11 protein-coding genes are annotated in these 12204 nt (G+C 61.3%); 3 read left to right on the top strand and 8 right to left on the bottom strand.

Features of this window, described 5'->3' with window-relative positions; genetic code table 11:
• A partial coding sequence (locus IVB42_RS28105) for a hypothetical protein (RefSeq protein WP_247397579.1) occupies window positions 1-199 on the top strand: 199 nt, incomplete at its 5' end.
• 239 nt (window positions 200-438) lie between these two features.
• On the opposite strand, the gene IVB42_RS28100 is transcribed toward IVB42_RS28105, so the two are convergent.
• Window positions 439-912: a helix-turn-helix domain-containing protein gene (locus IVB42_RS28100; protein WP_018454364.1), complete on the bottom strand. Its 474-nt coding sequence runs from the start codon at window positions 910-912 to the stop codon at window positions 439-441.
• Between the two features lie 126 nt (window positions 913-1038).
• Here IVB42_RS28100 and IVB42_RS28095 point away from each other — a divergent pair, with 126 nt between their 5' ends.
• Together IVB42_RS28095 and IVB42_RS28090 are read left to right on the top strand one after the other, a co-directional pair.
• Complete coding sequence (locus tag IVB42_RS28095) at window positions 1039-2013, top strand: zinc-dependent alcohol dehydrogenase family protein (protein ID WP_247394840.1); 975 nt, start codon at window positions 1039-1041, stop codon at window positions 2011-2013.
• A 106-nt stretch (window positions 2014-2119) separates the two neighbouring features.
• Window positions 2120-2839, top strand: coding sequence for a hypothetical protein (locus IVB42_RS28090; RefSeq protein ID WP_018454362.1), 720 nt, complete (start codon window positions 2120-2122; stop codon window positions 2837-2839).
• A gap of 334 nt (window positions 2840-3173) precedes the next feature.
• Here the strand turns inward: IVB42_RS28090 and IVB42_RS28085 are convergent, their stop codons facing one another.
• The 7 genes from IVB42_RS28085 to IVB42_RS28055 form a co-directional block, all read right to left on the bottom strand.
• Complete coding sequence (locus tag IVB42_RS28085) at window positions 3174-5495, bottom strand: mechanosensitive ion channel domain-containing protein (protein ID WP_018454361.1); 2322 nt, start codon at window positions 5493-5495, stop codon at window positions 3174-3176.
• A gap of 1040 nt (window positions 5496-6535) precedes the next feature.
• Complete coding sequence (locus tag IVB42_RS28080; protein WP_018454360.1) at window positions 6536-7495, bottom strand: polyphosphate kinase 2 family protein; 960 nt, start codon at window positions 7493-7495, stop codon at window positions 6536-6538.
• Window positions 7455-8474, bottom strand: a complete 1020-nt coding sequence (locus IVB42_RS28075; RefSeq protein ID WP_026232717.1) for a branched-chain amino acid ABC transporter permease — start codon at window positions 8472-8474, stop codon at window positions 7455-7457. Before IVB42_RS28075 ends, IVB42_RS28080 begins: the two co-directional genes overlap by 41 nt.
• Window positions 8471-9352: a branched-chain amino acid ABC transporter permease gene (locus IVB42_RS28070; RefSeq protein WP_018454358.1), complete on the bottom strand. Its 882-nt coding sequence runs from the start codon at window positions 9350-9352 to the stop codon at window positions 8471-8473. Before IVB42_RS28070 ends, IVB42_RS28075 begins: the two co-directional genes overlap by 4 nt.
• Window positions 9353-9365: 13 nt before the next feature.
• The gene (locus tag IVB42_RS28065) at window positions 9366-10070 is read right to left on the bottom strand and encodes an ABC transporter ATP-binding protein (RefSeq protein ID WP_018454357.1); all 705 of its coding nucleotides are present in this window, start codon (window positions 10068-10070) and stop codon (window positions 9366-9368) included.
• Complete coding sequence (locus IVB42_RS28060; RefSeq protein ID WP_018454356.1) at window positions 10070-10840, bottom strand: ABC transporter ATP-binding protein; 771 nt, start codon at window positions 10838-10840, stop codon at window positions 10070-10072. Before IVB42_RS28060 ends, IVB42_RS28065 begins: the two co-directional genes overlap by 1 nt.
• 31 nt (window positions 10841-10871) lie before the next feature.
• Window positions 10872-12194, bottom strand: coding sequence for an ABC transporter substrate-binding protein (locus tag IVB42_RS28055; protein WP_247294813.1), 1323 nt, complete (start codon window positions 12192-12194; stop codon window positions 10872-10874).
• Between the last annotated feature and the right edge of the window lie 10 nt (window positions 12195-12204).

Genomic DNA, 12204 nt, shown 5'->3' with positions numbered 1-12204 from the left:
AAAAAAAGAATCAACGGGCCTCCGCCTCAACCGACTATGCCCGCCGTACGTCACGCCATCGTCGATCTCATCCTTCGGCCGCCGCCCCAGCAGTGCCCATATTGCCGAAAGAAAATCCTTGAAAAACAGCGGCGAAAACACATTCTGCCAAAGTAGTGTTAGGACATGTACTCATAAACTCGCGCTGCACTTCGTCTGAGGTCCACTCTGCCTCCGATACCGGCCGCGTTGGCGCACCTCACCCTAGGTCCGAGTTGGGCCATGTGTGGAAATCGCGTGGGGCCCGCTCAGCTGGCGTTAGTGCTTCATTGGCGCGTGTCCGAGCGATGATCCGCAGGCTCGGCAAATCGCACGATGGGACCCCGCCTGCTCAATCGCTCAAGAACTTCTTTCTTACTTTCAGCAAGCCGATCAACATTATTGACCACAAACGTGTGATTACCTCCGCACTACTGGTCGCACCCGCTCCACTGGGACATGGTCGCCGTTTTTGCTGACGACCTTCAGAAACACTTCTTCCCGAGTCGCTTTGTCGATCATGCGGGCAGATCCTTTGCCGAGATGCTCATCTCCCCATTGGCTCAATGCCATCAGCACAGGCAATAGCTTGATGCCGGCTTTGGTGGGTTCGTATTGATAGCGCTTTCGCGCCCCCGGCTCCTTGTAAGGAGTTTTTTCAAAGATTCCGTACTCAACAAGTTTTTCCAGGCGCTCAGACAGCACCGCTCTTGGTATGCCCAAAAACGTTTGAAAGTCCTGGAAGCGGCGAACCCCCCATGAGGCCTCGCGCAAGATCAACAAGGTCCAGGTTTCACCAACAATCTCGAGCGTTCGCTTGATGGAGCAGTTGTTTTTTAGCTCCAACATCAAGCGAAGATCCAGCTCGGGCGAATGCGCTTTTTCTGAGTTCATTTTTCATACACAGGTTGACGTTAATGACAGTTCGTTATATGAACTTAGCATGGTTTGGCGTCGAGCGGTCAGGGAACCGTAAGATTACTTGGCGGAATGAGCCATACAGCTCTCGCGGAGGGGACAATGAAGTTTCTGCAAATGTCTAAGTTTGGCAAACCCACCGACGTGGTTGAAGTTGTCGAAAGCGATCCACCCCCACCGCCGGCAGCAAATGAAGCCACGGTCGCGGTCGAATACTCAGCGATCGGACTTGCTGAACTTCTGATGATCCGTGGCATGTATGCGATCAGGCCGCAGCCGCCCGCGCCGCTCGGGAACGAAGCTATTGGCCGCGTTGTCGCCGTAGGAGCCTCGGTTAAAAATGTAAGGACTGGCGATCGTGTGGCCATTCCGATCGGGCTTCCCGTGTGGAGACAGGCCATCACGGTGCCGGCCACCGATCTCATCGTCTTGTCTGAGCAAGCCGATCCCCAACAGATGTCAATGCTTCGGATCAATCCGCTCACAGCGGCATTGCTCCTAACCGAGTATGTCGAACTCGGCAAGGACGACTGGGTCATCCAGAACGCCGGCAATTCCGGTGTGGGACGCAGCGTCATTGCGTTTGCAAAGGAGTTCGGACTGCGCTCGGTAAGCCTCGTGCGCAGACCCGAGCTGGTGGATGAGCTGAAGTCAGCCGGAGCTGACGTCGTCCTTGTCGATGGACCCGACGTTGTGAAGCAGGTCGCAGCGGCGACCGGCAAGGCTAAAATCAAGCTGGGCATCGACGGCGTGGGTGGCGAGTCCTCGCACTCGGTAGCGTCTTGCCTCGCGTCGAACACCAAGATGGTCGTCTATGGCGGCGTCAGCGGAAAGCCCGCGGCCATGAGTCCTCTGAACATCATTTTCAAGCAGATGACCCTGGAAGGGTTTTGGCTGGGATTTCCGCGCTTTCGAGATGCACACGAAAAGCTTGCGGCTCATACGCGGACAGCCGAGCGACTGATCGCCGAAGGCAAACTGCACGTTCCGGTCGCCGGCGTTTATTCGCTCGAGCAGGCAACTCAGGCCATGGCGCATGCGCAAAAAGGCGGGAAAGTCCTTCTGAAACCCAACTAATGGATGATCAACGGTCAGGCGCCCTGAATTCTAAGCGCCTGAAACCGCAGCTAGTGCGATATCGAAAGCGATGGCCCTAATTCCAATAGGGCGAACCGGAGGACACATGACTGCTCTTTTAGATCTGGTGCTTGAGTCTCACGGAACTCTTGAACGATGGCGAAAATTCAACGCGATCGACGTGAACCTCTCGATGCATGGTTCGCACTGGACTAGAAAGGGATGGGATGGTGTCTTCGAAAATGTTCAATTGAAGGCGCAAACGAAAGAACAGCGAACTTGCTTTACGCACTTTACCGAAGAAGGCGTGCAAAGCATCTACGAACCGGATCGTGTTCGGCTAGAGACAATCGACGGGAAGCTTATCGAGGAGCGCGTACATCCAAGAAATGCGTTTGAAGGACATACTCTTCAGACGACGTGGGATAGGCTGCATCTGGCTTACTTTACCGGGTATGCACTTTGGAATTATCTGAATACTCCATTTATGTTTGTCACTGAGAGTGCCAAAGCGGAAGAGATAGACCCGGCGACCGACCAAGGCACGGTACGCCGGCGGCTCAAGATCACTTTTCCCGAGAAGGTTGGAACTCACTGTCCGGACCAGATATTCCACGTCGATGAAAACGGGCTCATCGCTCGTTTGGATTATACCACACTCGTGGCAGGTGGTGCTCCAGCCGCGCACTACATGTCCGAGTACAAGAACATTCAAGGGATTATGATGCCAACCAAACGGCGCGCGTTCAGGAGAAACCCGGACGGAAGTATAAATACCGAATCTGTCCTCGTCGGTATCGATATCTCTGCAATTGCTTTGACTTAAAAAAGCATTCAGACGGCAGGAAGCACGCAAGCAAATGGGTACCCCCCGACTGCCCCATGGCGCGCGCCGTGGGTGTCATCGGCGATTGGGGTAGACACAATCGACTTGAGGAGCGCGTACATCCAAGAAAAACGTTTGAAGGACACGCGCGAGTACGTTCATGGCGTGGACACAAACGAACTTAAGGGCAAGGCGGGGCCAAAAGGCGCCACCTCCTCTGTTCTGAGTTATCGTTGGCATGCCGACTTCCGGTTTGGATCACGAGCCGCCGATCACACGTAAGGTCGGACACTTCCGCTTTCGATTGGCAAGCCGACGTTTATGGACAGACTCTCTAGCCGACCGCTCGCCTTGGCGTCAGATGAGCGGCGCCATCAGCCGGCGGCGCGATGTGCATCAGGATGGTCTGGGTGGCGGATGCGACCTCGATGCCGTTGTGCTGGAAACGCTGCTTCATGCGGCGGTTGAATTCGCGCTGCACCGGCCAGCGGCCGGCCTCGGTGCAGCGGATCTGGCCGACGATCGACACCATGGCGCCGTCGACCTTGTCGATGCCCCAGAGCTCGAGATCGCCGCGGATCAGACTGCGGAATTCCACCTCGCGGCGCATCTCGTCGACGATGTCCTTGAGGATCTGGCCGGCGCGGTCGGTATCCTCCTTGTAGGCGACGTTGACGCTGACGGACGCATTGCCGGCGCCGCGGCTGGCATTGGTGATAGTCGTGACCGCGCTGAACGGCACGATGTGCACGGCACCGTCGCCGGCACGAAGCCTGATCGTGCGGATCGAGACGTTCTCGACCACGCCCGATAGCCCGGACACGCTGACGCTGTCGCCGACCTGGACGGTGTTCTCCAGCAGCAGGAACAGGCCGGTGATGAGATCCTGCACCAGCTTCTGCGAGCCGAAGCCGATGGCGATGCCGACGATGCCGGCGCCCGCCAGCAGCGGCGCGACGTTGACGCCGATCTCGCTGAGCGCCGTGAGCCCGACGACAGTGGCGATCACGCACAGCAAGGCCGTGCGCAGCATCGGCTGAAAGGTCCGCAGCCGCGCGGCCCGGGCATAGTGCCCATCGCGCGACAGCGTATTGATCTGGCGGTCCAGCAGCGCGTTGCTGGCTTCCCAGATCGCAGCTGCGATGAACACGGCAAGTCCGATCGTCACCACCGCCGAGATCAGCCGGCTGCCGATCTGGCCCCCATAAAACCATACGATGGCGTCGACGCCCCAGACTTCGAGCACGGCCACCAGGCCGATGAAGGCGATCACGCCGGATACGATCTTGCGCAGCAGCGGCAGGTAGCGGTTGGCGCGGATCTCGAGGCCCGGAAAGCGCTGGAGGATCTCGGGCTTGATGCGGAAGCCGCGGTCGATCAGGCCCAGCGTCAGCATGATGGCGACACGCGTGATCAGCGCCACCGCGATGGTGCCGACGAAATATTGCAGCAGCAACGAATAGCCGTTGCGAATGTTCAGCGCCCACACGGCCCACAGCGCAAGGTCGAGCGCGATGGCGAGATAGTGCCAGCCGCCCGCGATGCGGTTGCGCAGTCGCGCCGCGATCCCCTGCCGGTCGGCCGGCGCGCGGATCGCTTCGGCGACCTGGCGGCGGCATTGCAGGATGATGACGACGATGAAGAGATGCACGACCAGCATCACCATGCGCAGGAGCGCGGCGTAGCCGCCGCGATGCAGGCCGAGCAGCAGCGCCACATTCGCAAAGGCGATGCCGGAGACGCCGACACCGACGATACGGCGCGCCCAGATCTCGATATAGGCGGCGGTTTCGGCCTTGACCGGAAACAAGCCGAACGGTCCCGCCAGCACACGGACCACACAGAAGAGCCCGCGCGAGAACGCATAGGCGTTGACGACGGCGAGGATCACGAGACGGACGGTGGTGGGCCCGCCGATCTCGGTGCCGAGCAGCGCCGTGGCGACGCCGACAAAGACCAACACGGGTAGCAGCTCGAGCAGGAAGCGTCCCAGCACGAGCGGCAGCCGCAGCATGATTTGCCAGGCCCGCGCCAGGCTGTGGCGGCGCATGTGCAGTTCGGGCGCCGGGGTGACATCGGCCACGGATGACGGCGGATCGGCAATGGGCAACACCTGCACCGGCAGACGCGCCGTTTGCGGCATGCGCCCTTCCAGGAACACGACGGGGCGGCGGATCAGACGGAAGATCACCCATTCGGCGCAGAAGGCGCAGCCGAACACCAGCGCAAGCTTCCAGGCGATCTCGATCAGGAGATTGTAGGCCGCGGGATCGTTCGCGGTCCGCACGATCCAGTAATAGAACGCCGGGAAGTGCGTGAGCGTCCTGGCCATATCGGCGACGTCTCGCGAAATCTCGCCGATTTCCTCGGACACGGTGAGCATGAGCTGCGCACCGAGGCCGTCGGCCGCGAGCGGGATCGGCGATTTTGGCTCGGGCGCGGGCTGCTGTGCACCGGACGCATTGGCGATCGCGCGCAGCGTGTCGATCATCTGCGCGCGCTTCTTGTCGTCCTGCAGCGTTTCCAGCGCGCGCTTGGCCTCATCGGGCGACAACGCGGCAGCGCTACTCGTCGGCGGCGCGGCGCGGGCGCAGGAGAGAGATGAGATCGCGATCAAGAGCGCGGCGAGAAGCGCGGAGGCAAGCTTATGCGACACGAGGGATCCCTGGGAAAATGAATGCGACGGCGACGTCGGGCCCGTCACCGCCGAAGCACATGCATCATGTCGGATCGACGCTATTCGCCCGGGCGCTGTGTCGGAAGTTGGCCAATGAGGCGACATTCTCTTGGCATTTGCCGCGGTGCAGTAAACGGGAACCGCGGTCTCAAGGCAGGACGTGCAGCGATCGGAATGCAGGCACGCGGCTGGAAGCTCAACCGCGGCCATTCTTCGAGACGCCCGCCTGCGGCGAGCCCTCAGGATGAGGGATGAATATGCGGCAACATTTCAACGCAGATGGATGCAGCTGAGCCTCATCCTGAGGAGCCGCAGAACGCGGCGTCTCGAAGGACGAGGCGCTCGCTCAGGCGCCGCTGAGACGTCATATGCGACAGCCCTGATATGCGACAGCCCTCCGTCATTCCGGGAGTCGGCCCGGAATGACGGCCGTGAGGAGGAGGAAGAGAGAAGCACGATGTCAAAAGCACGGCGGCCGCGTCACGGCCCTCCGACGTGGATCGGTGTGCAATCGATGTGATGCACAATACAGCGCCGGGCAGGTAGGGGCTATGCCACACTGATGCAGCCCTCTAAACCTTGGCCCGGCGTGCCGTTCGCGGTTTTCTGCCGCTATGCGATAGTCCGAACGAGCTCCATCGCACTTAACGCGGCTGGATCTGCGGAGGTGGTGTCATAGACCTCCCCTTGCTCTTGATGTGGACGTTGCGCGTCGCTTGTTTGCGACCATTGAGATGGTCCTCCCGTGACGAAGAACTGTCAAGCAAGATCAACGGCGCGCAAATCACATTTGAGGGCGCGTTCCATCTGACTGCGACGGATTCGCTTGCAGCGAAATGCGAGAAGTGGGCGAATTGCGAGGCCGCCCTTCCCGCCAATGTAGAACGCTTCTGCTACCGGTGGACGCGAGTACTGAGGAATTTGGGGATGATCACATCATGCCCCTGTTTTGCCCGACGAGTCAAACGATTTCGTTAAATCCGCAAGCGCTCGCGCTGACCTTCAAGTCATTGATTTCGTTATCCCCGGCTACTGTGCATGGGGTTGTTTTCGCGTTTTTGTTTCTTGCCCGCCTTCTCCTCCTTCTCCAGCGCCTTGCGCACCTCGTCGAATTCACCCGCCGAGGCCTTGTCGGCGCGAGGGAAGCGCAGATCGAGCTTTTCGAGCGCCGCGACGATGGCCGACCCGATCACGACGCGCGCGAACCATTTGTGGTCGGCCGGCACGACATACCACGGCGCATGAGGCGTTGCCGTGTGCCGGACGATGTCCTGATAGACCGCCTGGTAACGCGGCCACAGCGCGCGCTCCTTAATGTCGTCCATGGAGAACTTCCACTGCTTGGACGGATCCTCCAGCCGGTCGAGGAAGCGCTCGCGCTGCTCGTCTTTGGACAGGTTGAGGAAGAACTTCAGCACCACGGTGCCGTTGCGCGCGAGATAGCGCTCCCACGCACAGATGTCCTCGAACCGCTCCTTCCAGATGTTCTTGGTGACGAGCATTGACGGCAGCTTCTCCTTGGCGAGGACCTCCGGATGCACGCGCGTCACCAGGCATTCCTCGTAATGGGAGCGGTTGAAGATGCCGATATGCCCGCGCTCCGGCAGCGCGACCACGTGGCGCCAGAGGAAATCGTGATCGAGCTCCTTGCTGCTCGGCGCCTTGAAGGCACTGACCTCGCAGCCCTGCGGATTGATCCCCTCGAAGATCGCCTTGATCGCGGAATCCTTGCCGCCGGCGTCCATCGCCTGGAACACGATCAGTACCGACCAGCGGTCCTGGGCGTAGAGCTTCTCCTGAAACGCGATCAGCCGCTTCATGTTGGCATCGAGAATCTCCTGGGCCTTCTCCTTGTCGAGGTCGCCCTTCTCGTTGGTCTTGTGATCCTTGAGATGAAACTTGCCCGAACCATCGTAGCGGAACGGCGTGATGTAGCGGTCAAGTTCCTGGGCGAGCGATTTGGACGACTTCTTGCTCATGAGCGCGGGACACCTTGCGTTGCGGCTTCAATCGGTCGAGCAAGCTACCAAGGATACCCTTGGGAAGGAATATGATGAAAAGCACGAGCAACACGCCGTAGACGAGATTGTCCCAGCCGACCGCCTTGGTGCCGAAGCCGATGCGCAGGGTCTCGGCCAGCATAATCGTGATGATAGCGCCGAAGGTCGGGCCGAGCGAGACGAACAGGCCGCCGACGATGGCCGCGAACACCATCTGGAGCGACACCGCGATGCCGCTGACGGTATCAGGCGTGATGAACATCTGGTACTGGCAGTAGAGCGCGCCGGCCAATGCCGTCATCAGCGCGCTGAGCAGCGTGATCTTCAGCTTCTCCGCGGTGACGTCGACGCCGGCGGCGGCCGCGGCGTCCTCGTCCTCCGAGATCGCCTCCAGCGCATAGCGGGCCATGCTGCGGTCGACCCAGTGCCAGACCACGATGCCGAAAAGCCAGACCCCGAGCGCGATCAGGTACCAGGTGATCTTGTCGTCGAATTGCAGCGACCAGAGCTTGTTGCCCGCGGCCCGGTTCGGCGTGTAGCCGAGCGAGCCGCCGGTGTAGTCGCGCGTCGCCGTAATGACCTGGAGCACGATGCCGGAGAGCGCGAGCGTCACCAGCACGAAATAGTGCCCGGTGATGCGGAAGCGGAAACAGGGATAGCCGACGATCAGCGCCAGCGCGCCGGCCGCGACCATGCCGATGGGGATGCCGATCCAGGGCGACCAGCCCAGGTGATTCCAGAGTAGCGCGGTGACATACGCGCCGATTCCCATGAAACCGCCGTGGCCGAGCGAGACGAGGCCGAACCGCCCCATCATCGACCAGGACGTATAGGCGAACGACCAGATCAGGATCAGCACCAGGATGTGCAGATGATAGGGATCGCGATAGACGAAAGGCAGCGCGACCAGCGCCGCCAATCCGATCCCCCAGGCTGCAAGCCGTCCCCGCCCCATCATCGGCGCCTCGCGAGCAGGCCCGCGGGCCGGATGAACATCATGACGATGAAGAACGCGAAGGCAAGCACATAGCCCCATTCGAGATCGGAGAACAGGCCGCCGAGCGAGATGATCTCGGCGAACACGAAGGCGGCGATGAAGCCGCCGATGAAATTGCCGAGGCCCCCGAGCACGCAGATCAGGAAGGTGATCGGGCCGAACGACAGGCCGACGAAGGGATGCACGTCATATTGCAGAACCAGCAGGCATGCTGCGAGCCCGGCCAGCCCCCCGCCGATCGCAGAGGTAATGAGATAGATCCGCTTCGTGTCGACGCCCATCAGCGCCATGATCTGCCGGTCCTGCGAGATCGCCCGGATCGCGGTCCCTGTGAAGGTCCGCGTCATGAACAGATAGACCGCGACCATGCCGACCAGCGCGGCCAGGAAGGACAGCAGTCGCGCGTAGCTGAAATTCATGTCGCCGAAGGCGAGCACCGGCAGGCGGATGCCGAGGTTACGGAAGTCGATGCCGAAGGCGACCGTGGCAAAGCTCTGCAGCACGAACAGCACCCCGCCGGTCGCCAGCAACTGGTTGATTGGCGGCGCCGTGAGCAGCGGCGCGATCACGAGGTAATGCAGCGCCGCGCCGAGCACCGCGACCAGCAGGATGGTGAGCGGCGCGGCGACGAAATAGCTGATGCCGTAATACTGCACCAGGAAGTACATGGCGTACATGCCGATCATCACCAGCTCTGCGTAGCAGATCCAGGTCACGTCGATGACGCCGAAGATCAAATTGAGCCCGAGCGCGAGCAACGCCAGCACGCCGCCGAGCAGGATGCCGTTGATCACGGCCTCCAGCAGGTAGATGTCGAAAATGTCCAGAAATGCTTGCATGCCTGCATGAACCTCACACCCCGAGATACGCTTCCTTGACCGTGTCGCTCGCCAGCATCTCGGCCGAGGTGCCTGAGGACCTGATCGTACCCGCCTCGATCAGATAGGCGCGATCGACCACTTTCAGCACCTGCTGCACATTCTGCTCGACGATCAGCACGGTCAGCCCGCTGGCGCGGATCCGCTTCACCAGCTCGAACACCTGCTGCACCACGACCGGCGCGAGCCCCGCCGACGGCTCGTCGAGCAGCAGCAGCTTTGGATTCGACATCAGCGCGCGGCCGATCGCGCACATCTGCTGCTCGCCGCCGGACATGGTGCCCGCCATCTGGTGGCGGCGCTCCTTCAGGCGCGGAAACAGCTCGAACACCACGTCCAGCCGCTCGGCATAGTGGCCGCGCGCCTCCTGCATGAAGGCGCCCATCTTGAGATTGTCGTCGACCGAGAGCTGCGGAAACAGCCGCCGGTTCTCCGGCACATGCGCGATCCCGAGGCTGACGATCTTGTGCGGCGGCGTGGCCACGACGTCGACGGCTTCCATTCTGATCGCCCCACGCGAGGGGCGGATCAGGCCGGAGATGACGCGCATCAGGGTGGTCTTGCCGGCCCCGTTGGGACCGATGACGCCGACGGCCTCACCCGCCCTCACGTCGAGATCGACGTCGAACAGTGCCTGGAAGGTACCATAGCCGGCATTGACGCCGCGGAGCTCCAACATCACTGCACCCCCGCGCGGCGGCGCGCTGCGGCGGCCGCAGCCTGCGTGGTCTCGGCATCGGTGCCGAGATAGACCTCGATGACACGGGGATCGCCGGCAACGGCACTCGGCAAACCTTCCGAGATCTTCTCGCCGTGATCGAGCACCATGACGCGATCGACGACGCGCATCAGCACGCCCATGATGTGCTCGACCCAGATGATGGTAATGCCGAGCTCGTCGCGGATGTTGCGGAGCATGTTAGCCGCCTGCCCCATCTCGGCCTCGTCGAGGCCGCCGAGGCTCTCATCGGCCAGCAGAAGTTTGGGCGCGGTGGCGAGTGCTTTCGCCAGTTCGAGCTTTTTCAGGCCGGCTGCGCCGAGGCCGTCGACGCTGGCATGGCGATCGGTCGGCAAGCCGACCATCGCCAGCGAGCGCTCGGCCGCCTCCTCGGCCCTGGCACGGCTGTGGCGGCCCTGGCCATAGAATCCGGCGAGCGCGACGTTCTCGAAGATCGTCAGGCGGCGGAATGGTCGCGGGATCTGGAAGGTGCGGCCGATGCCGCTGTTGATGATCCGGTGCGGCGGAAGGCCCGCGATCTCGGAGCCGTCGAACAGGATCGAACCGGACGTCGGCGCCAGTGTACCCGAGAGCATATTGAAGATCGTGCTCTTGCCCGAGCCGTTGGGGCCGATCAGGCCGAGGATCTCGCCCTGATCGACTTTGAACGACACATTGTTGACGGCGGTGAAGCCACCAAACCGCTTCACCAGCCCGCTGACTTCCAGCACCGTCCCGCTCTCCTCTCTGCGCGCATTTGCGCTACTGATTGCTGTAGGTGGTGCCCTTCGGCAGCGGCAGCACAGCCTCGCGCTGCGCCTGACTCTTGGGCCACACCACGGAGGACTTGTCGTCGATGTACTGGATCACGACCGGGAACGAGCGCTCGTTCTGCCCGGCCATCGGCGTGCCCTCGCCGTAAAACTTCACGCCGAAGCCGAGCATGGTGCCCCCTTCGGGAATATCAGTATCGAGGGCAGCCTTGCGCAGCGCATCCGGATCGACCCCGCCATACTTCTTGATCGCGCGCGGCAGCACGTCATTCATGAACACATAGGTGTTGGACGCACCGATGCCGACATGCGCCGAGCGGATCGCGACGCCGGGCCGGATCTTGTCGAATTCCTCGCCAACCATCTTGATCACAGGCGGGAGCTTGGGATCCATGGTCTTCTGGTTGGCAAGCCAGATCGAGATCGGGTCTGTGTTGAAGATGTAGGTGGCATCGGCTCCCATGCCTTCCTTCAGTTTTTCATAGACGCCGTAACCCGCGCCGTGCCCCATCAGCGCGCCGAACTTCAGCCCCTGCTCGCGCGCCTGACGCAGCAACAGCGTGATATCAGGGTTGTAGCCAGTGTGGAAAATGACATCAGGCTTGGCGCGCTTCAGCTTGGTCACCAGCGCGGAGAGGTCAGGCGCGGTGGCTGAATAACCCTCCTTCATCACGACGTTGAATCCCGCCTTCTTCGCGCCGGCCTCGTTGCCCCTGGACACGTCGACGCCATAGGCGCCGTCTTCGTGAATGATGGCGACGCGCAGATCCTTCGGCTCCTTGTCGAACTTCGCCTTGGCATTCTGCGCGATGAAATCCATGGTCATCATGCCGAACTGGTCGCCGCTCGCCTGCGGGCGGAAGACGTATTTGTAACCCTTCTCGTTGAACACGGCCGACGAGATGCAAGTCGTCATCCACATGAACTTCTTGAGCTGCTCGACGCGGGCCGCGACCGGCACACATTGCGCCGAGGAGAAGAAGCCGAGCACCATGTCGACCTTTTCCTGCTCGAGCAGGCGGACGGATTCGTTGATCGCGATGTCGGGCTTGCTTTGCGCATCGGCATAGACCGCTTCGATCTTGTAACCCTCGACGCCGGTCTTGGCGAAATGGTCGAGAATGATCTTTGCGCCGATATAGCCGAGTTCAGAGCCACCGCCGGCGAGAGGCCCGGTCAGATCGAAAACGACGCCGATCTTGATCTTCTTCTCTTTGCCTTGATCCTGGGCCTGGGCGGACAGCGCCAAGCCTGTCGCCGATACCGCGACCAACAGCCCACGTACCAAACGGGCAGCCATGCGCACGCGCATCAAAACCTCC

The sequence above is a fragment of the Bradyrhizobium sp. 45 genome, assembly GCF_023073155.1.
GTDB lineage: Bacteria > Pseudomonadota > Alphaproteobacteria > Rhizobiales > Xanthobacteraceae > Bradyrhizobium > Bradyrhizobium canariense_D.
The sequence above is the reverse complement of the archived record's forward strand: the minus strand, read 5'-3'. Positions and strand labels throughout refer to the sequence as shown.